18 protein-coding genes and 1 pseudogene are annotated in these 20,951 nt (G+C 60.5%); 13 read left to right on the top strand and 6 right to left on the bottom strand.

Features of this window, described 5'->3' with window-relative positions:
- Window positions 1-28: 28 nt before the first annotated feature.
- Both PSH88_RS12460 and PSH88_RS12455 read right to left on the bottom strand, forming a co-directional pair.
- Window positions 29-535 (bottom strand): DinB family protein, encoded by a 507-nt coding sequence (locus PSH88_RS12460; protein WP_305426460.1) that lies wholly within the window; start codon window positions 533-535, stop codon window positions 29-31.
- 147 nt (window positions 536-682) lie between these two features.
- A complete protein-coding gene (locus PSH88_RS12455; protein WP_305426459.1) occupies window positions 683-1,792 on the bottom strand; it encodes an NAD(P)/FAD-dependent oxidoreductase in 1,110 nt (369 codons plus the stop codon).
- Between the two features lie 453 nt (window positions 1,793-2,245).
- On the opposite strand from PSH88_RS12455, the gene PSH88_RS12450 reads away from it, so the two are divergent.
- From PSH88_RS12450 to PSH88_RS12440, 3 genes are all read left to right on the top strand, one after another.
- On the top strand, window positions 2,246-2,542 hold the full coding sequence (locus tag PSH88_RS12450) for a hypothetical protein (protein WP_305426458.1): 297 nt from the start codon (window positions 2,246-2,248) through the stop codon (window positions 2,540-2,542).
- A 282-nt stretch (window positions 2,543-2,824) separates the two neighbouring features.
- Window positions 2,825-5,545, top strand: coding sequence for a magnesium-translocating P-type ATPase (mgtA, locus tag PSH88_RS12445; RefSeq protein WP_305426457.1), 2,721 nt, complete (start codon window positions 2,825-2,827; stop codon window positions 5,543-5,545).
- A 173-nt stretch (window positions 5,546-5,718) separates the two neighbouring features.
- Window positions 5,719-6,015: a DUF2388 domain-containing protein gene (locus tag PSH88_RS12440; protein ID WP_305426456.1), complete on the top strand. Its 297-nt coding sequence runs from the start codon at window positions 5,719-5,721 to the stop codon at window positions 6,013-6,015.
- A gap of 64 nt (window positions 6,016-6,079) precedes the next feature.
- Here the strand turns inward: PSH88_RS12440 and PSH88_RS12435 are convergent, their stop codons facing one another.
- A complete protein-coding gene (locus PSH88_RS12435) occupies window positions 6,080-7,012 on the bottom strand; it encodes a pyridoxal-phosphate dependent enzyme (RefSeq protein WP_305426455.1) in 933 nt (310 codons plus the stop codon).
- Window positions 7,013-7,189: 177 nt separating this feature from the next.
- On the opposite strand from PSH88_RS12435, the gene PSH88_RS12430 reads away from it, so the two are divergent.
- Entirely contained in the window at window positions 7,190-7,849 is a 660-nt protein-coding gene (locus tag PSH88_RS12430) for a methyltransferase family protein (protein ID WP_305426454.1), read from the top strand.
- A 126-nt stretch (window positions 7,850-7,975) separates the two neighbouring features.
- Here the strand turns inward: PSH88_RS12430 and PSH88_RS12425 are convergent, their stop codons facing one another.
- On the bottom strand, window positions 7,976-8,644 hold the full coding sequence (locus PSH88_RS12425; protein ID WP_305426453.1) for an HAD-IA family hydrolase: 669 nt from the start codon (window positions 8,642-8,644) through the stop codon (window positions 7,976-7,978).
- A 127-nt stretch (window positions 8,645-8,771) separates the two neighbouring features.
- Window positions 8,772-9,179 carry a response regulator gene (locus PSH88_RS12420; protein ID WP_305426452.1) on the bottom strand — a complete coding sequence of 136 codons (408 nt, stop codon included), beginning with the start codon at window positions 9,177-9,179 and terminating at the stop codon, window positions 8,772-8,774.
- 201 nt (window positions 9,180-9,380) lie between these two features.
- Here PSH88_RS12420 and PSH88_RS12415 point away from each other — a divergent pair, with 201 nt between their 5' ends.
- A complete protein-coding gene (locus PSH88_RS12415; protein ID WP_305426451.1) occupies window positions 9,381-10,319 on the top strand; it encodes a class I SAM-dependent methyltransferase in 939 nt (312 codons plus the stop codon).
- Window positions 10,320-10,737: 418 nt separating this feature from the next.
- Here the strand turns inward: PSH88_RS12415 and PSH88_RS12410 are convergent, their stop codons facing one another.
- Window positions 10,738-11,391, bottom strand: coding sequence for an NAD(P)H-dependent oxidoreductase (locus PSH88_RS12410; RefSeq protein ID WP_305426450.1), 654 nt, complete (start codon window positions 11,389-11,391; stop codon window positions 10,738-10,740).
- A 101-nt stretch (window positions 11,392-11,492) separates the two neighbouring features.
- On the opposite strand from PSH88_RS12410, the gene PSH88_RS12405 reads away from it, so the two are divergent.
- From PSH88_RS12405 to PSH88_RS12375, 8 genes and pseudogenes are all read left to right on the top strand, one after another.
- Window positions 11,493-12,134, top strand: a complete 642-nt coding sequence (locus tag PSH88_RS12405) for a TetR/AcrR family transcriptional regulator (protein WP_305426449.1) — start codon at window positions 11,493-11,495, stop codon at window positions 12,132-12,134.
- Window positions 12,135-12,235: 101 nt separating this feature from the next.
- Window positions 12,236-13,993 (top strand): L-lactate permease, encoded by a 1,758-nt coding sequence (locus PSH88_RS12400; protein WP_305426980.1) that lies wholly within the window; start codon window positions 12,236-12,238, stop codon window positions 13,991-13,993.
- A 217-nt stretch (window positions 13,994-14,210) separates the two neighbouring features.
- On the top strand, window positions 14,211-15,584 hold the full coding sequence (locus PSH88_RS12395; RefSeq protein WP_305426448.1) for a glutamine synthetase family protein: 1,374 nt from the start codon (window positions 14,211-14,213) through the stop codon (window positions 15,582-15,584).
- A 9-nt stretch (window positions 15,585-15,593) separates the two neighbouring features.
- The gene (locus PSH88_RS12390) at window positions 15,594-16,985 is read left to right on the top strand and encodes an aldehyde dehydrogenase family protein (RefSeq protein ID WP_305426447.1); all 1,392 of its coding nucleotides are present in this window, start codon (window positions 15,594-15,596) and stop codon (window positions 16,983-16,985) included.
- A gap of 3 nt (window positions 16,986-16,988) precedes the next feature.
- Window positions 16,989-18,149, top strand: a complete 1,161-nt coding sequence (locus PSH88_RS12385; RefSeq protein ID WP_305426446.1) for an iron-containing alcohol dehydrogenase — start codon at window positions 16,989-16,991, stop codon at window positions 18,147-18,149.
- Between the two features lie 145 nt (window positions 18,150-18,294).
- Window positions 18,295-19,860, top strand: a complete 1,566-nt coding sequence (locus PSH88_RS12380; RefSeq protein WP_305426445.1) for an amino acid permease — start codon at window positions 18,295-18,297, stop codon at window positions 19,858-19,860.
- A gap of 152 nt (window positions 19,861-20,012) precedes the next feature.
- Window positions 20,013-20,069 (top strand): annotated as a pseudogene (locus PSH88_RS30460) (hypothetical protein); the annotation flags it as partial.
- Between the two features lie 123 nt (window positions 20,070-20,192).
- A complete protein-coding gene (locus PSH88_RS12375; protein ID WP_431312682.1) occupies window positions 20,193-20,867 on the top strand; it encodes a dienelactone hydrolase family protein in 675 nt (224 codons plus the stop codon).
- The last annotated feature ends 84 nt before the right edge of the window (window positions 20,868-20,951 follow it).

Genomic DNA, 20,951 nt, shown 5'->3' with positions numbered 1-20,951 from the left:
TTGGGCCGGGAAGTTGGCGGGGCTCGACTCAGTACCCAGGAACCTCGCGCAGAAACACCGGCAGATCAGTGATCGGCGGCAGGGCCGGAATCTCGACGTACATCTGGACCACCCAGCCTCGGTGATAACTGGCGTGGTTGACCACATGCAACAGCATCGCGCCGGCACTCATGACCCCGCTTTCCCCCGCGACGGAGGTGAATTCGATGGGTTGATCCAGCGACTCGTCGGTCTGGGCCGAGCTCCATCCACAGAACCATTGATCGATCTCCTGTTGCGCCATTCGCAGCTCGGGGAGTTCGGTATGGAGCAGGTTATGGGAGGTTTTGAAGTCGTGCCCTCGGCCCTCCAGGTGGGCTTGCCAAATGCAGTCCACCACGTAGATATGGTTCAAGGTGCCGATGATGTTGCTGAACACCGACACCCGTTTGCGGTTGAGCTCTTCCGGTGGCAGCGCCATGAGGCTGTCGAAGAGTCGCTGATCGGCCCAGCGCCTGTAATCGGCGAGCATGCGGGCAGTGCGTACGTTGATCATCTGAGGTCTCCCATGAAGATGGGCGCATTGCCAAGAATAGCCCTCGCGGCTGGCAGCATCGTAAACGCTGATCATCGGTCACGCCGTACGCGATCTTGTAGCCGCTCCCACATTAAACCTATAGCGAACACAGGATCTCGTCGCGAATTAAACCAAGATCAGACGTTGCACCACCCGCTCGGCCAGTGCCAGGCAACTGGTCAGCCCCGGAGATTCGATGCCGAACAGGTTGACCAACCCCGGCACACCATGCACATCCGGACCGCTGATGACGAAGTCGACGGCCGGATCGTTCGGCCCGCTGATTTTCGGGCGAATGCCGCTGTACGCCGGTTGCAGGCTGTCATCGGGCAACGCCGGCCAGTAACGCCGGATCGCCTGATAGAAACTGTCGCTACGGCGGGGATCGACGCGGTAATCGACTTGCTCGACCCATTCGACATCCGGCCCGAAACGCGCCTGACCGCCCAAATCCAGGGTCATGTGCACGCCCAGCCCGGCGCTTTCCGGTGCCGGGTAAACCAGATGCCGGAACGGCGCCCGGCCACTGAAACTGAAGTAACTGCCCTTGCACAGCCAGGCCTTGGGCACGTGCTGCGCCGGCAAACCTTCGATCCGGCTCGCCACTTCAGGCGCGGACAATCCCGCGCAGTTAATCAACTGACGACAGCTCAACGTCATCGGCTGAGCGCCGCCCATGTGCAGCTCGAAACCGTGCCCGGTGCAACGGGCCGATTCCAATGGCGTGTGAAAGGCTATCGACGTACCGCACGCTTCAGCATCTGCCTGGAGCGCCAGCATCAGGGCATGGGAATCGACGATGCCAGTGGACGGCGACCAAAGCGCGGCAACGCAGGACAACGCCGGCTCAAGCGCCCGCGCCTGCCCGGCATCCAGCCATTGCAGGTCATCGACGCCGTTGCGCCGGCCCTGCTCCAGCAATGCCTGCAAGGCATGGCGCTGGTGGTCATCGGTGGCCACGATCAGCTTGCCGAGACGCTGGTAATCGACGCCGCGCTCATCGCAGAAGGCATACAGCCGTTGCCTGCCTTCCACGCACAATTGCGCCTTGAGACTGCCGTTCGGGTAATAGATGCCGGCGTGGATCACTTGCGAGTTGCGCGAGCTGATGCCCACGCCAATCCCCTCGTCCGCCTCGACCAGAATCACTTCTCGCCCGGTCCGCGCCAGGGCCCTGGCCACCGCCAGCCCGACCACACCGGCCCCGACCACCACGCATTCAATGTCGACGCTCACCTGCCCTCCACGCATTCAAGCCAGCCCTCGCTCCGATAATCGGCCACGCTGGAGATTATCGCCAGCATGACCACGAAGATCCCGTCACGAGTTACATAGGGTCCGTTCCATCCAACGGTCATCAAAACGACAACTAACTGTCAATTAGCTGAACCACTACACACTTTAATAACCGAACCCCGTTTAACCGGCCATTAAGTGCACTTTTACGATTGACTTCACCCACCTCGCTCAGTAAATTGCCCGGGCCGGTAACAACGGCCTTTTATCAACTTATAAAAGAATCCAATGGACACAGTATCTAGTCGCTGTCGGATGACTGCAGATATGCAGAATCTGGCACATAACCCAGACAATGACGGGACTCGACTTTTCGGTCGGGTGAGCTGCGCTAGAGCCTGAGGCTCCACCGTAACTTGCCTCACCGGAATCAGTCCGGCCCAGGGGCATGTTATGAACTTCAAAACCACTGTAATGCCAGGCGTACGCGCCTTTGCATCGACCATGCGGGTCAAGCTTTGCCGTGAGCGTCTATTGAAGACTCGGCTCAGCGCCCCGTTTTCCGCCCCTTCTGTCCACACCAAGGCACAACCTCATGCCAACTGGCGCGTCTGCCCGACGACGGGCCGGCTTCAGCAACGCTGGAGCTTCGACGAAAGCCAGGACCCACCGAGTCGGCGCATCGCGCGCCTCTTCCAGCAGGCGAGCCTGATGCTCGGCCTGTACATCGGGGCACGCACTCTCAATTGATTTGAAGGCACTTTCAAAGTCCTTCCTGAACGGTTTACTTAAAACGAAATCCGACAACTTCCTGCTGCCTGTTAAAAACAAATTTTATTGGAGTTAGTTATGGACGACGCCAGTAGTCGGTTCGCTGCCTGTCACGTGTTAGTTGATGGACAGCGAACGTTAAAACATCAAAACACAATCTTCCGACTCGATCGCTTATTTGCGGCTCGACATACGTGCGCTCGTCTTTGATTAGCTGAGTACCTGTGTGTCGTGCCGCAAGACTGCGGCAGGAGCACAGCAATGACCCTTGTAAAAACCGCAAAAAAAACCACCCGCGGCGCCTCCAGCGACAACGCCAAGCTGTCGATGCGTGCCGCCCGGGAAGCGCAAAACGGCCTGGCCGTAACCCTCTCCAACCTCAACGCCACCGCTGACGGTTTGACCGAACTCGAAGCCGAAGGCCGTCTGGCGCGCGGAGGCCACAACGAAGTCGCCCACGACAAGCCGCCTCACGCCATCGTTCAACTGCTCAAAGCCCTGAACAACCCCTTCATCTACGTGCTGCTGACCTTGGCCGGTATCAGCTTCTTCACCGACTACTGGCTGCCGGTCAGCCAGGGTGAAGGCGACGACGCCGACCTGACCAAGGTCATTATCATCATGACCATGGTCAGCCTGAGCAGCCTGCTGCGGTTCTGGCAGGAATACCGCTCGGCCAAGTCCGCCGAAACCCTCAAGGCCATGGTGCGCACCACTGCCACTGTTCTGCGTCGCCCACAAAAGGGCCGCCCGCCGATGCTTCGCGAAGTACCCATGCGCGAACTGGTGGCCGGCGACATCGTGCAGCTCAGCGCTGGCGACATGATCCCGGCGGACATCCGCCTGATCGAATCCCGCGACCTGTTCATCAGTCAGGCCGTACTGACCGGCGAAGCCTTGCCCGTCGAGAAGTACGACACGCTTGGGGATGTGGCGCAGAAGTCAGCGACCGGCAGCGCAGCCGATCAATCCAACCTGCTCGACCTGCAAAACATATGCTTCATGGGCACCAACGTGGTCAGCGGCACTGCCAAGGCGGTGGTGGTCGCGACCGGTTCGCGCACCTACTTCGGCTCACTGGCCAAAGCCATTGTCGGCTCACGGGTGCAAACCGCGTTCGACCGCGGGGTGAACAGCGTCAGCTGGTTGCTGATCCGTTTCATGCTGGTCATGGTGCCGATCGTGTTCCTGCTCAACGGTTTCTCCAAAGGTGACTGGAGCGATGCGTTCCTGTTTGCACTGGCGGTGGCGGTCGGCCTGACTCCGGAAATGCTGCCGATGATCGTCAGCGCCAACCTGGCCAAAGGCGCCATGGCCATGGCCAAGCGCAAAGTGGTGGTCAAGCGCCTTAATGCGATCCAGAACTTCGGTTCGATGGACGTACTGTGCACCGACAAGACCGGCACCCTGACCCAGGACAAGATCATTCTTGAGCACCATGTCGACATCAATGGCCAGCGCGACGATTCGCTGCTGGAACTGGCCTGGCTCAACAGCCATCACCAGAGCGGCCTGAAAAACCTGATGGACCAGGCCGTGGTGCAGTTCGCCAATCGCAACGCGACATTCCGCGTGCCGTTCGCCTACAGCAAGGTCGATGAACTGCCGTTCGACTTCGTGCGTCGGCGCCTGTCGATCATCGTCAAAGACACCCGCGACGATCACCTGATGGTGTGCAAAGGCGCGGTCGAGGAAATGCTGACCATCGCCAGCCACCTCCATGAAAACGGCGCAGTCGTCGCGCTCGATGAACAGCGCCGCAAAGACCTGCTGGCCCTGGCCAACGAGTACAACGAGGACGGCTTCCGGGTGCTGTTGGTCGCCACCCGCGAGATCCCGAAGGCACAGACGAAAAACCAGTACGCAACCAGTGACGAACGCGAATTGGTGATTCGCGGCTTCCTGACCTTCCTCGATCCACCGAAGGAAACCGCCAGCCCGGCGATTGCCGCACTGCGTGATATGGGCGTGACTGTCAAAGTACTGACCGGCGACAACGCCGTGGTGACCTGCAAGATCTGCCGCGAAGTCGGTCTGGAACCCGGTACGCCGTTGCTCGGCCAAGACATCGAGAAGATGGACGATGCCACCCTCAAGGCGCAGGTCGAGGAACGCACGGTGTTCGCCAAGCTCACCCCGCTGCAGAAATCCCGGGTGCTCAAGGCGTTGCAGGCCAACGGTCACACCGTGGGCTTCCTCGGTGACGGCATCAACGATGCCCCTGCCCTGCGCGATGCCGACGTCGGTATTTCGGTGGACAGCGGCACCGACATCGCCAAGGAATCGGCCGACATCATCCTTCTGGAAAAGAGCCTGATGGTGCTCGAAGAAGGCGTGCTCAAGGGCCGCGAAACCTTCGGCAATATCATGAAGTACCTGAACATGACCGCCAGCTCCAACTTCGGCAACGTGTTCTCGGTACTGGTGGCCAGTGCATTCATTCCGTTCCTGCCGATGCTGTCGATCCACCTGCTGCTGCAAAACCTCATGTACGACGTCTCTCAGCTGGCGCTGCCGTGGGACAAGATGGACAAGGAATTCCTGCGCAAGCCCCGCAAGTGGGATGCGAAGAACATCGGCCGTTTCATGCTGTGGATCGGGCCGACCTCGTCGGTCTTCGATATAACCACCTTCGCGGTGATGTGGTACGTGTTCGCCGCCAACAGCGTGGAGATGCAGGGCCTGTTCCAATCCGGCTGGTTCATTGAAGGGCTGCTGTCCCAGACCCTCGTGGTGCACATGCTGCGCACGCAGAAAATCCCGTTTTTCCAGAGCACTGCGGCGTTGCCGGTGATCCTGATGACCGGGCTGGTGATGGTGCTGGGCATCTACATTCCGTTCTCGCCACTGGGCACGCTGGTCGGTCTGCAACCGCTGCCCTGGGCGTACTTCCCATGGCTGGTCGGCACCTTGCTCAGCTACTGCGTGTTCGCGCAGATCATGAAAACCCTCTACATCCGTCGCTTCAAGCAATGGTTCTGATGGCCTGAACACCTATGGTGAGTGGGCAAGTCCTAATGGATTGAACACCGCAATTCCTGTGGGAGCCCGCAACGGGTCGGCTGTGCATATCTCGAATCGGCAGGGAACTCCTGAGCACCGTCAGGCATCCTAAATTATGTGTTACTTCCTTTACGCTTTCGGAGGACGCCGTCATGCGCCGTCTGTTGCTCATATCTTCACTAGTGCTTTGCTTGCCCGTTGGTTCGGCCATGGCCGATGTAGATGCAAAAGATGTCGCCACCTCGGCCGGGGTCTCCGCATCGCTGTACTCGACGTTCAAGGATGACAAAATCATGATTCCCGCACGGGATGATGCCTCTAGCTTCGTGGCAAGTGGCGGTACGATTCGCGGCGTTTACCTGGAGTCGGTGTTGCAGGAAATTCGACAAAATCATCCTGACCTCAAGGCAAGCGACGAGGACCTGGCCAAAGCAATCCTCGCTCAATAAGCTCCCGTCGCTGAAACCTGTAAAAGTCAGCCGTGGGCCCGCAACACCGGATAGTGTTCGGGCCCTAGGTTGCTTGCACTCCAGCGGACAAGCGCGACCAACCGGCGACCAATTGCGCGCTGATGCTGACACCGCCGCACACCACAATCACCACGTCATGGGCCTCGGCAATCGCTGGATGGTCCAGGTACGCCACCGCCAATGAAACGCCGCACGCCGGTTCGACCAACTGACGCAGATCGTTGGCGTAACGGACCACGCCCATGATCGCCTCATCATCGCTGAGCACCACGCACTCGTGCGCAAAGTCGAGGATGTGCTGCACCGGCCAGGCCGCCACTTGCGCAGCGCCAAGTGACGTGGCGACGGTATCAATACGCGGCAATCTGACCGGATGGCCGGCACTCACGGCGGCCGCGAAAGACGCTGCGCCCTGGGTTTCGCAAGCAACGATTCGACAATCCATGCGCTGATGACGGATCAATCCAGTGAGCAGGCCCGCCAGCAAACCTCCGCCGCCCACCGACGTCACCAACACATCGACCTGAGGACAGTCCTCGAGGATTTCATCGACCATCGTGCTGTGCCCTTCCCACAACACCGGATGATCGAAGGCTGGCACGTATTCGGTGTCCACCCCCTTTGCGAGCTCTTTCGCTCGTTGATTGGCTTCGTCCCAGACCTTGCCGTGGACGATCACCTCGGCACCGGTTTTCCTGATCCTGGCGCGGGTGGTTTCCGGGGTAGTGTTCGGCACCACGATGCAGGCTTTCAGCCCAAGGCTGGCAGCGGCCACGGCGGTGGCCAACCCGGCGTTTCCCCCGGAAGGACAGACCACTTTGCGCTTGCCCTGCTCCGCTGCCTGACTGCACAGCAGGCCCATGCCGCGCAGTTTGAACGAGCCGCTGGGTTGCAGGTTTTCCAGCTTGAGCCAGATCCGCCGGTCTGGGGTTGACAGGCCAGGGTGCAGAATCAGGGGCGTTCTGATGTGAAGCATCGTGTGCTCCTTGTGGCGCTCCCGGCTCGTCGAGATATTCAGCGACCCGGGAGTGAATAGATAGAATCATCCCTATCCAAAGCTTAGTTCACTCAGCCCCACGGCTACCGCCCCGGCCATGACACGATGCTCTGCGGCATCTCCTACACTGGTTTTATGTCCTTTGCGAAGTCAGTCATGAAAATCTCGGCCAAACTCGTTTTTTTCACCCTCGTGAGTACCCTTGCCTACCTCGCGCTCGCGGTGTTCGGGCTGGGCGGGTTGGCAGCTTTTTTCTCGCACCTGCCGCTGGTGGTCATTGCGCTGGCAACCCTGGTGATGGCGATCGTGTCGTTGTTCAGCGAGGGCAACCTGAGCTCCGGTGAACGTGAAGACCGGGCGAATCGCTGGGTGCTGCCGGTTTTCGGGGTGCTCGGGTTGTTGAGTGGGTATCTGCCAGCCTATACCGACCGGATTGACTTCTGGACCTTCGGTGGCGAGGGCGTGCGTTGGCTGGGCGCGTTGTTGTTCATTGGCGGCGGCGCACTGCGGATGTGGCCGGTGTTTGTGCTAGGTAAACGCTTCAGCGGCCTGGTGGCGATTCAGCCGGGGCACCGTCTGGTTACTGACGGGATTTATCGGACCTTGCGCAACCCCAGTTACCTGGGACTGCTGATCAATGGCGTGGGCTGGGCGCTGGCCTTTCGTTCGGGTGTCGGGTTGCTGCTGGTGGCGCTGATGTTGATACCGTTGATCGCCCGCATTCGCTCCGAGGAAGCGCTGTTACATGCGCAATTTGGCAGTGAATACGAGGCCTATTGCAGCAGGACTTGGCGGTTGATTCCTGGGGTTTACTGACTCACATCAATCATTGTGGGAGCCGAGCTTGCTCGCGATGGGGCCCCTACGGTCTGCCAAGGGATTTATGTTGTCTGTGCCGACGCCATCGCGGGCAAGCCCCGCTCCCACAGGGGACGCGGTCGATCAGAAAGAATACAGGCAGATTCGGTCATCGGCGTCCGCACGGGCCTCGACCAAGTCGTAGCTGGCCAGGGTCGCATGCGGAGTCTGGAGCGGATGAACATGGGTCGCGGTGATGACCATCACGTGGGCACCCGCCGCTTCGCCCGCACGAATCCCCACGGCGGCATCTTCAAAGATCAGGCACTCGGTAGGCTCGACCCCTAACCGACGAGCGGCCAACCGATAGCCCGCAGGGTCGGGTTTGCCGGCGCTGACGTCTTCGGCGGTGACCATCACCCCAGGTTCGGGAATGCCTGCCGCCGCCATTCGGCGCAGGGCCAGCGCCCGTGGTGCGGAGGTGACAATGGCCCATTGATTGGCGGGCAGCGACTTGAGGAAACCCGCCGCGCCGGCCACCTCGACAATCCCTTCCACATCCTCGATTTCCGCCTCGGTGATCCACCCGGCTTCAGCCTCGGCGTCCACCCCGGGCAAGGCCAGACGAGTGATAGTGTCGATGGCGCGAACGCCGTGGATGGTCGGCAGGAAGGTCTCGACATCGACGCCGTGGCGCAGGGCCCAGGTGGTCCAGATCCGCTCGGCGGCAGCGATGGAATTGAGGACAGTTCCGTCCATATCGAACAGAAAGGCGCGGTACGACGTGTTGAACACGGAGGCTTGAACGGACAAAGGACGATTTCCAGAACCAGGCGAATGTTGTCAGGCAATGTACATCACCCGCGCAGGCGCTGCCGCAGGCTGTGATCTTCGCTTTGAAATTAAAGCAAAATCAAAAGATCGCAGCCTGCGGCAGCGCCTACAGGGGCCGGCTTGGATGCAAGGCGCTTTGCACACAATCGAGCAACTGCCCCACCGCCCAAGGTTTCCTGATGAACGAAACCGGATGTTTGACCCCGGAACTTTTCGGGGTTTCGAAGCCAGACATGATCATGATCGGTTTGTCCGGCCAACGGTCGCCGAACTGATTGGCCAGGTCCGCGCCATTGAGTTTGCCCGGCATGGTGATGTCCGTCAGCAAAAGCCCCACCTCCGGCGCGTGCTGCTCCAGAAACTGCGACGCGGCGTCCGCGCTGACCTGTGGTTCAACCGCAAAGCCTTCCTCCTGAAGAATTTCGCACAGAAACTCCAGGATCAACGGGTCGTCCTCAACCACAAGAATCAAACCGCCAGACAAGTGCGCGCCCGCCGTCGATACTGGACTCATGACTGTGTCACTCCCTGATTGCGTAAATGGTTTCGCAGGCTCAAATCCGCCACCTACAGGTATGAGCAGCGGACTTCGCGGAAATTCATTTTTGATACACCTGACGTGAACATTCTCCGTCCAGGCTGACAAATACGACCGTTTGTCAGCGCATAATTGTGGTTAAAATGCCGCCCCCCCCTGCACGGCCGACTTTGCCCGATGAACCCAGATGCCCTCTCCGTCCTCCACGACCATTTGCTGACAGCGCTTGCGGCTGCGCCCGCAGAAACCCGTCGGCTGTTCCACGGCCGTGGCCGCTGCTGGCCGGGGCTGGAGCAGTTGACCGTCGACTGGCTGCAGGGCGTGGTGCTGGTCTCGCTGTTCAAGGAGCCAGCCCCTGCGCAACTGGAGGATTTGAAGCGGTTGCTGATGGAGATCACTCAGGCGCCAGCGTGGAAACAATCCGGCGCGCACACCTTGCTGCTGCAACATCGCTATCTGCTGCAAAGCACCACCGAATGGCTGCTCGGGGAGCCGATCGACGAGATGACGATCACCGAGGGCGGCCTGCATTATCGCGTGGACCTGGGCCGCAAACAGAACACCGGCCTGTTCCTCGACATGCGCTTCGGCCGCGACTGGGTGCGGGCCAATGCTCAGGGCAAACGCGTGTTGAATCTGTTCGCCTATACCTGCGGCTTCTCGGTAGCGGCCATCGAGGGGGGCGCGTTGCATGTGGTCAATCTGGACATGTCCAGCCCGGCCCTGAGCCGTGGCCGCGACAATCACCGGCTCAACGGCCATGACCTGAGCAAGGTGAGTTTTCTCGGCCATGACCTGTTCAAGTCCTGGGGCAAGGTGATCGGCAAGGGTCCATACGACCTGGTGATTATCGACCCGCCGTCCTTTCAGAAAGGCAGTTTTCTGCTGACCAAGGATTACCAGCGCGTGCTGCGCCGCCTGCCGGAATTGCTCAGCCCTCAGGGCACGGTACTGGCTTGTATGAACGATCCGGCGTTCGGTGCGGACTTTCTTATTGATGGCGTCACCCGCGAAGCGCCGAGCCTGCGGTTTGAGCAGCGGCTGGAGAATCCGCCGGAGTTTCCCGATGCCGATGTTGAGTGCGGGTTGAAGGCGTTGGTGTTCAGACAGGGGTAGATACCGTCTTGAACCTCACCAAGCGCGTACGCACTCGCGTCTGGAGCACTGTGGAAAACGGTCAATAAGCCCAATGTCGGTCGGTCAAGGTCTCTAGAAAAGACATCACCCTGTGGCGAGGGAGCTTGCTCCCGCTCGGCTGCGAAGCAGTCGCAAAACAGACGCCGATGTCCCAGCGGGAGCAAGCTCCCTCGCCACATTGGATCGGCCGGTTGGCCGGGGGGATTAGACTAATGGTACTTGAGTGCCAGCCCCCGGCTTCTTAGGATGGTGATACGTAGCGGTTGGAGGTTTAAGCCGCTGCGTAGGTGGTGAGTGAACTGAACCCCAATAAGCTCACCACTTGTTTCATGCGCATCTTGAGCCTCTGGCTCTACTTCCTCCCCATCAAAGAGCTTCGAGGCTCTTTTTTTGTCTTTCAAAAAGCATCGGCACTGACCGGTCGGCAATGGTGAATATCCTGAGCCGCATCGCTGCGCCTGGATGCACCGAAAAGAACACGACCAATCAGCCGCGCAGCCTCCAGATGAACCGTCGGCGCCTGGATTTCCGAGTCGAGCAGCAGCTCGGACGTCACTACGCTGGCACCGCAATAATCGAAGATCCCATGGTCGATCTGCGTCTTCATGGCGTCGGCATAACCGTGGCGCGCATAGGTTCCCGCGTCGGCGCCGCCGACACCCACAAGGTGAACCCGCAGATGGCGAAGCTTCTTCTCCAACTTGGCATCCGCACTGAAATCGAACGCCCAGCCATTGGCGAACACCCGATCGATCCAGCCTTTGAGCAGCGCCGGCATCGACCACCAATAAACCGGATAGACCAGCACCAGCGCATCGGCACGATCGATCCTCGCCTGCTCGGCGGCCACATCGGCGGGTGGTGGGGCTTCTCGGTGATGGACGGCAAGATCGGCCGCGCCGAACCTCGGATCGAACCCTTGCGCCCAGAGGTCCGCGATTTCGAAAGAGTTGTCGGGATTGGCCCCGGAGACACCTTCGGCGATCTGCCTGGCGAGGCTATGGGTGAGTGACTGGACATCATGGTGAGCTACAACAATGAGCGCGTGCATGTCGGAAACTCCCTGCTACGGAATGAGTGATTGAGGGCTAGAAGCGGGCCTTATATACTCTTGGTAAGTTACGATCAGTAAACTACTTTTGGTACATAAGCATGTCAAGCACCGAAACACATGAGCAGGATTCCAGCCCGCCACCGCGTCGCCGGATGTCGCGGGAAGAGCGCCAGCGCCAGTTGCTGGATGTCGCCTGGCAACTGGTTCGAGAAGAAGGCACGGAAGCCTTGACCCTGGGCCGGCTCGCCGAACAGGCGGGGGTTACCAAACCGGTGGTTTACGACCATTTCACCACCCGCCCCGGGTTGCTGGCGGCGCTTTATCAGGAGTTCGACGCGCGTCAGACCGCGCTTATGGACGCCGCGCTTCAAACCAGTGAACCGAGCCTGGCCAGCAAGGCAATGGTCATCGCCTCGTCTTATGTTGATTGCGTCCTTCTTCAGGGCCGCGAGATACCCGGCGTGATCGCCGCGTTGACCAGCTCGCCCGAACTGGAAAAGATCAAGCGCGAGTACGAAGCGATCTTCATGGACAAGTGCCGCAACGCCCTCCTTCCCTTCGCCGGAACGGGTGAAATCGCTCCGGCGAGTCTTCGGGCGATGATCGGTGCAGCCGAGGCGCTGTCCCATGCCGCCGCGATCGGAGAGATCACACCAGTGCAGGCACAAGACGAACTTTTCGCAACGATCGTGGCGATGGTCGAAAGGAGCGCACGCCTCGGGGTCGGCCTCGAAACCTGAACGGCTGGCCCCGCCAGGACAGCAGCGTAATGCCACCTATACTACAAGCCACCTTCCCCCATGGGGGCCTGCGCTACAACAATAAAAAGCAGAGGTGGAACATGGTCTGGCAGCAAATCTACGACCCTTTCGATAACCCGATGCTATCAACCATCATGGCGGCGGTGCCGGTGGTGGTGATGCTGGTCTCCCTGGCGTTTTTCCACATCAAGGCGCATCTGGCGGCGTTGTTGGCCCTGGGCTCGGCCTTGCTGATTTCGATTTTCGCCTTCGGCATGCCCGCGAACATGGCGGGCTCGGCCGCGCTTTACGGTGCCGCCAACGGTCTGTTGCCGATCGGCTGGATCGTGCTCAACATCATCTTCCTGCACCGGCTGACCACCGAGAACGGTTCGTTCAAAGTGCTGCAGGATTCCCTGGCGCGCATCACCGACGATCGACGCCTGCAACTGCTGCTGATTGCCTTCTGCTTTGGTGCTTTCTTCGAAGGGGCCGCAGGTTTCGGCACCCCCGTGGCGGTGACCGGGGCCATTCTGATCGGGCTGGGCTTTTCGCCCCTGGCCGCGTCTGGCCTGGCACTGATCGCCAATACCGCGCCCGTGGCGTTCGGCGCCTTGGGCACGCCCATCATCACCTTGGCCAAAGTGACCGGGCTGGATGAAATGGAGCTGTCGATGATGGTCGGCCGGCAGCTACCGTTCTTCTCGGTGATCGTGCCGTTCTGGCTGATCTGGGCCTTCGCCGGCTGGCGCAAGATGCTGGAAATCTGGCCGGCGATTCTGGTCGCCGGGGTCAGCTTCGCCATACCGCAATTCCTCGTGTCCAACTACCACGGGCCGATGCTGGTGGATGTAATCGCCGCGCTGATTTCCATGGCCTGCCTGACCGGTTTCCTCAGGGTCTGGAAGCCGGCCACTGTGCACACCTCCGCCGCCTTGTCAGGCCGGGCCGACACCTCCAGCGTGGACGCGGACCCGGACGAACAACCCAGCGAAATATTTACCAGCGATGCCAAACCCGCCGTGATGCGCGCGTGGATGCCGTGGATCATCCTCACGGTCTTTGTCTTCGCCTGGGGCACCCAGAGCTTCAAGAACCTGTTCGATACTCGCCCGGCGATAGATCCGCAAACCAGCTCGGCCAAGCTCGATCCCCAAGGCAAGCCGATGCGCGAGGCGAACCCGATCTTTGCCCCGACCTTGACCTTCACCACCATTCACCAACAGATCGAGAAGGTTCCGCCCGTAGTGCCCGTGGCTAAAACCGAGGATGCGGTCTACAAGTTCAACTGGTTCACCAGCACCGGCAGCGGCATCTTGCTGGCGGCGATCCTCGGCGGGCTGCTGATGGGCTATTCCATTCCGCAGCTGCTGCACCATTACCTGCGAACGCTGTGGGTGGTGCGCTACTCGCTCATCACCATTGTGGCCATGCTTGCCCTGGGTTTCCTGACCCGCTACTCGGGCCTGGACGCCACGATGGGCCTGGCCTTCGCCGCAACGGGCATTTTCTACCCGATGTTCGGCACGCTGCTCGGCTGGCTCGGCGTTGCCCTGACCGGCTCGGACACGGCGTCCAACGTGCTGTTCGGTGGCTTGCAACGGGTAACGGCCGAGCAATTGGGCCTGAGCCCGGTATTGATGGCCGCGGCCAACAGTTCCGGCGGGGTCATGGGCAAGATGGTCGATGCCCAGTCGATCGTGGTCGCGTCCACCGCCACCCGCTGGTACGGCCATGAAGGGGAAATCCTGCGCTACGTGTTTTTCCACTCCGTGGTGCTGGCGATTCTGGTCGGCGGGCTGGTGACGTTGCAGGCGTATGTGGCGCCGTTCAGCCATATGGTGGTGGGCGGGAATTAACCGAGGCGACCGCTGTTGGCCATGGCCCGGAGTCATAACTCGAGCCATGGTTCAACTCCGTTCACATCCGGCCGAAACTCGCGCATAGCAACAGTAGGCTAAGCTTTCAGCAGCTCATTGCTCACGATGCTCGATTCTGCAGGTTTTGGTTTCTTCTGGAGAGCGTCTGCAACAGCTATTTCAGACAGGCCCAAACCTTTCACGCAGGACTGACGTGATGACCGAGCCCCTCCTCAGCTTTGATGCACTCAAGCGCGCCGCTGCCTCCGGCGAGATCGATACGGTGTTGGTCTGCATGGTCGACATGCAAGGACGACTGGTCGGCAAGCGATTCCAGGTCGAGTTTTTCATCGACAGCGGCCATGAAGAAACCCACTGTTGCAATTACCTGCTGGCCGACGACATCGACATGGAACCAGTGCCGGGTTACGCCGCGGCCAGCTGGAGCAAAGGCTATGGCGACTTCGTACTGAAACCCGACATGGCCACCTTGCGTCGCGTGCCGTGGCTTGAATGCACGGCGCTGGTGCTCTGCGACGTGCTCGATCATCACCACAGAAGAGACCTGCCACACAGCCCGCGGGCGATCCTGAAAAAACAGGTCGAGCGCCTGCGCGAACGCGGCTATACCGGCATGTTCGCCTCGGAGCTGGAGTTCTATCTGTTCGACGAGAGCTATGAGGCGATCCACGAGCGCAACTACCACAAGCCGAAGACCGCCGGCCATTACATCGAGGATTACAACATCCTGCAGACCACCCGCGAGGAGCCGGTCCTGCGGGCGATTCGCAAACACCTGCAGGCCTGCGGCATTCCGGTGGAAAACTCCAAGGGTGAATGGGGGGCGGGGCAGGAAGAGATCAACATCCGTTATGCCGACGCCCTGACCATGGCCGATCACCACGTGATCATCAAGCACGCCTGCAAGGAGATCGCGCAACTGCAGGGCAAGGCGATCACGTTCATGGCCAAGTGGCGCTATGACGCCGCCGGTTCCAGCAGCCATGTGCACAATTCGCTATGGGACAAGAATGCCAAGAAGCCGCTGTTCTTTGATCCCAAGGCGGAGTTTGGCATGTCGAAACTGATGCGCTCCTGGGTGGCCGGGCAGCTCAAATACGCCAACGACATCACCTGTTTTCTCGCGCCCTATATCAACTCGTACAAGCGCTTTCAGGCCGGTACTTTCGCGCCGACTCGGGCCGTGTGGAGTCGGGACAATCGCACCGCAGGCTTTCGTTTGTGCGCAGAAGGCAGCAAGGCCATCCGCATCGAATGCCGCATCGGCGGTGCCGACCTCAATCCTTATCTGGCCTTCGCCGCCTTGATCGCTGCCGGGCTGGCCGGTATCGACGAGAAACTTGCCTTGGCGCCACCCTTCGAGGGCGACGCCTACGTCGACGAGCACTTGCCTGAAGTGTCGAAAACCCTGCGCGAGGCCTGCGCCGCGCTCAAGGCGTCGAGCATGTTGCGCGAGGCATTTGGTGATGAAGTGATCGACCACTACGTGCACACAGCCGAATGGGAACAGAAAGAGTACGACCGGCGAATCACCGACTGGGAACTGCAGCGCGGCTTCGAGCGCTACTGAGCACACACCATGACTGAGATCGTTCAACTCATCTCCCCGGTCGATGGCCGGGTCTACGCCGAACGCCGCCGTGCCGATGCAGCGCAGATCGAGCAAGCCCTGGTCGCCGCCGAAACCGCCCAGGCGCAATGGAAACGCCGACCACTGAGCGAACGCGCCGCGTTTTGCAGCGCTGCCGTGGATGCGATGTTGGCGATGAAGGACGAGATCGTGCCGGAACTGGCCTGGCAGATGGGTCGGCCGGTACGCTTTGGCGCTGGCGAGCTGCGCGGATTCGAAGAGCGTGCCCGGCACATGATCGCCATTGCGCCTGAAGCGTTGGCAGCGATTGAGCCAGCGCCTGTCGCGGGTTTTCAGCGCTATATCAAACGCGAGCCGCTGGGTACGGTGCTGGTTGTCGCTCCGTGGAACTACCCCTATCTGACGGCAGTGAATACGATCATTCCTGCGCTGATGGCCGGCAACAGCGTCATCCTCAAACACGCCACGCAAACGCTGCTGGTGGGCGAGCGTTTCGCCGAAGCGTTTCGCCGCGCCCATCTGCCCGAAGGCCTGTTCCACAACTTGCTGCTCGATCATCAGCAGACCGCCATGATCATCGCTTCAGGACGCGTGCACCAGGTGAATTTCACCGGTTCAGTCGACGCCGGCAAGGCCATGGAAGCTGCCGCCATGGGCCGCTTCCTCGGCGTGGGCCTGGAGCTCGGCGGCAAAGACCCCGCCTACGTCCGGGCAGACGCCAACCTTGAGCATGCGGTGGAAAACCTGGTGGACGGCAGTTTCTTCAACTCCGGGCAGAGCTGCTGCGCCGTCGAGCGCATCTATGTCGATAAAAAAATTTACCCGGCCTTTGTCGAGCGCTTCGTCGACTTGACCCGCCAATACGTACTGGGCAACCCGCTGGACGAAGCCACCACCCTCGGCCCGCTGATCACGCCGAGCGCCGCTGAATTCGTGCGCCGGCAGATTGCCGATGCATTGGCGCAAGGGGCCAGGGCGATGATCGATCCAAAGGGCTTTCCCGCCGACACGCCGGGCAGCGCCTACCTGGCGCCGCAGGTGTTGGTGGACGTCACCCATCAAATGGCGGTGATGCGCGAGGAAAGCTTCGGTCCGGTGGTCGGCATCATGCCGGTGGCCAGCGACGACGAAGCCATCGCGTTGATGAACGACAGTGAGTTCGGGCTCAGCGCTTCTATCTGGACGCAAGACCTCGTCGCCGCCGAACGCCTCGGTAACGAGATCGCCACCGGCACCGTGTTCATGAACCGCTGCGATTATCTGGACCCGGCCCTGGCCTGGACCGGGGTGAAAAACAGCGGGCGCGGCGTAACGCTGTCGCGCCTTGGCTATGAACACCTGACCCGGGCGAAATCCTTCCATCTACGCCACGAGATCTGAGCCATGAGCCTGACCGCGAACTGGAACTACCCCACGAGCATCCGCTTTGGCGTCGGCCGCATCGCCGAACTGGCCGAAGTCTGCCGCAGCCAAGGGATCCAGCGACCGTTGCTGGTCACCGACAGCGGCCTGGCGCGTGCCCCGATCACCACGGCGGCGCTGGAATCGTTGCGCGCCGCCGGCCTCGGTGTCGCGCTGTTTTGCGACCTCAAGCCCAATCCGATTGAAGCCAATCTGGCGGGAGGGCTCGACGCCTGGCGCGCAGGCAAACACGATGGCGTGGTCGCCTTCGGCGGTGGTAGCGGCCTGGACATGGGCAAGCTCATCGCGTTCATGAGCGGCCAGACCCGACCGGTTTGGGATTTCGAAGACATCGGTGACTACTGGACACGCGCCGACGAAAGCAGCATCGCCCCGATCATTGCGGTGCCCACCACCGCGGGGACCGGTTCAGAGGTGGGCCGCGCAGCGGTGATCATCGACGAACGTACGCACACCAAACGCATCATTTTTCACCCGAAAATGATGCCGCGGGTGGTCATCAGCGACCCGGCCCTCACCGTCGGCATGCCGGCAAAAGTCACCGCCGGCACTGGCATGGACGCGTTTGCCCACTGCCTGGAATCGTACTGCGCTCCCGGTTTTCATCCGATGGCCGAAGGCATTGCGGTGGAAGGCATGCGCCTGGTGGCCAATGCGCTGGTACGCGCAGTACACACTCCCTCCGACCTCGACGCGCGCGCGCAAATGCTGGCGGCTGCCGCGATGGGCGCCACCGCTTTCCAGAAAGGTCTGGGGGGCATGCACGCACTCGCGCATCCGGTGGGCGCCCTGTACGACACCCACCACGGCATGACCAATGCCACGCTCATGCCCTACGTGCTGAAGTTCAACCGCCCGGCCATTGAAGAACGCATCACCCGCCTGGCGGCTTATTTGCGCCTGCCCTCACCGGGCTTCGACAGCTTTCTGGCCTTCGTTCTCAAGCTGCGCAAAGACATCGGCGTGCCCCATACGCTGTTTGAACTGGGCGTGGATGACAAGCAGATCGATCTGATCGCGGACATGGCGATTGTCGACCCCTGTGCCGGCGGCAACCCGTTGCCGTTGACACGAACTGGCGCGGCAGAAATTTTCGACGCGGCGTTCCACGGTCGTCTCTAGAGCAATCGTCTGTGCATGGCCGACGAGCCTGCATGGATTTCAACCGTTAGAGGCAGGAGCAGTACAACAGGGGGTTGAAGACAAACCCATTCGGCACGCACCACGCGGATGGATGTGGATCAAAACCTGAACAAGAGCACACGCTATGAGTCCAGTAAGCCAACCCGGCGCCACCGCGCCACAAGACGACGACCTCAAGGTGTTGCACAGCATGGGCTATGCCCAGCAACTCTCGCGACGCATGGGTGTTTTCTCCAACTTTGCCATTTCCTTTTCGATCATTTGCATCCTCTCGGGTGGCATCAACTCGCTGGCCCAGGGTACTTCGGGTGCAGGCGGCGCAGCCATCGGCATCGGCTGGCCACTCGGCTGCCTGATCTCCGGGGTTTTCGCCATGGCCATGGCACAGATTTCCTCGGCCTACCCAACGGCTGGTGGCCTCTATCACTGGGGCTCGATTCTCGGTAACCGCTTCACCGGCTGGCTGACGGCCTGGTTCAACCTGTTGGGGCTGATTACAGTGCTCGGCGCGATCAACGTCGGTACTTACTACTTCTTTTTCGGTGCCTTCGGACCGGCCCTGGGAATGGAAGACACCATCACCACACGGATCACTTTCCTGGCGATCCTGACCGGCCTCCAGGCCTTGTGTAACCACTTCGGCATCGGCCTGACGGCAAAGCTCACCGACTTCTCGGGCTACCTGATTTTCGCCACGGCACTCGCGCTGACCATCGTCTGCCTGATCGCCGCGCCCAGCTATGAGTTCGTCCGGTTGGTGACCTTCGGCAACTATTCTGGCGAGGCCGGTGGCAACGTCTGGCCACAGGTGTCGAACGGCTGGGTTTTCATGCTCGGCCTGCTCTTGCCGATCTACACCATCACCGGCTATGACGCCTCGGCGCATACCTCCGAAGAAACCCATCGGGCATCCGTGTCGGTACCGGTCGGGATGGTCAGCTCGGTGGCCTGGTCGTTGCTGTTCGGCTGGGTGATGCTCTGCTCGTTTGTACTGATGCTGCCGAGCATGGACGAAGCGGCGAAGCAGGGTTGGAATGTGTTCTTCTGGGCGATGGACACTCAGGTGAACCCGGCGATCAAGATGGCGCTTTACCTGGCGATTTTCATCTCGCAGGTTCTCTGCGGGCTGGCGACCGTGACCTCGGTTTCACGCATGATCTTCGCGTTTTCCCGTGACGGCGGCCTGCCCTTCTCGAAAGCATTGGCCTCGGTCTCACCGACCCATCGCAGCCCTGTGCCGGCGATCTGGACCGGTGCCACCCTTGCGGTGTTGTTCGTGTGGGGATCGTCCCTGGTATCGATCGGTGAAACGCCGGTCTACACGATTGTGGTCTCTTGCACGGTGATCTTCCTGTTCTTCTCTTTCATCATTCCCATCGTGCTGGGCCTGTTTACCTACGGGACCCCGAAGTGGCCACACATGGGGCCATGGAACATGGGGCGCGGGCTGTACTCGTTGTTCGCCATCCTCTCGATCCTCTCGATGGTGCTGATCTTTGCCATCGGCATCCAGCCGCCGAACGATTGGGCGCTGTACATCACGCTCGGTTTTCTGATTCTGACGGCAATCGTCTGGTTCGCCTTTGAAGCCCGACGCTTCCAGGGCCCGCCCGTGGGCGAGATGATCATCAAGCGTCAGGCAGAAATCGCGGCGACTGAAGAGGCGTTGAATAAACAGGCTGAGAGCTGATTGCCATAACGCTAATACCGGTCGGGTAAATCGGACATGTAGGAGCCAGGCTTGCCGGCGAAGGCGCTCTTAAGGACGCCTTCGCCGGCAAGCCTGGCTCCTACGAAAAGCCGCCGAATCGAAATCCGGATCAACCAACAGGAAGCACGCAGATGGATCGTCTCACGGCGAAAGATTTTGCCCCTGAACTGCTCGAACTCTACGACTACTACGCCCACGGCAAAATCAACCGGCGAGAGTTTCTTGATCGTGCGGCGCTGTTCACCTTGGGCGGCTTGACGGCCTCGGCCCTCCTCGCCGCCCTGAGCCCGAATTATGCACTGGCCGAGCAGGTGCAATTTACCGACCCGGAGATCATCGCCGAGTACATCACCTATCCCTCGCCCAAGGGGCACGGGCAGGTTCGTGGTTATTGGGTGCGCCCTGCGAAAGCCACCGGCAAGCTGCCAGCGGTGGTGGTCGTGCATGAAAACCGTGGGCTCAACCCTTACATCGAGGACGTCGCCCGGCGTCTCGCCAAAGCGGGGTTCATCGCACTCGCCCCAGACGGCCTGACGTCGGTGGGCGGCTATCCCGGCAACGACGACAAAGGTCGGGAATTGCAGCAGACCGTCGACCCGGAAAAACTCATGAATGACTTTTTCGCCGCCATTGAGTGGCTGATGAAACATGACGCCACCCGCGGAAAAATCGGCATCACCGGCTTCTGTTATGGCGGCGGAGTCGCCAATGCCGCGGCCGTGGCCTATCCGGAATTAGGGGCCGCCGTGCCCTTTTATGGCGCAAACCAGGGCCAGAAATCACCGGACGAAGGACGCATTCCACCGCAATTGGCCCTGTGTCGCGGCTGCTTGCAGTACATCCATGCGCACGAAGTGACCTGCCCTCACTGTGACGCCGATGTCGCCGCCGCAGAAGCCGTGCACCAGACAGACCGTGCGCGGCAACAAGCGATTATCAACACCCTGACCGGCCTGTTGGGGATGCCGCGAAATACCTTGATGTGATGGCCTAGCGCAATCCATGTGGGAGCGGGCTTGCCCGCGAAGACGGCGGCACAGTCAACATTAATGTCGCCTGACACACCGCTT

Source organism: Pseudomonas wuhanensis (assembly GCF_030687395.1).
Classification (GTDB): Bacteria; Pseudomonadota; Gammaproteobacteria; order Pseudomonadales; family Pseudomonadaceae; genus Aquipseudomonas; species Aquipseudomonas wuhanensis.
Note: the sequence above shows the minus strand (reverse complement) of the source record. Positions and strands in the feature narration are given on the sequence as shown.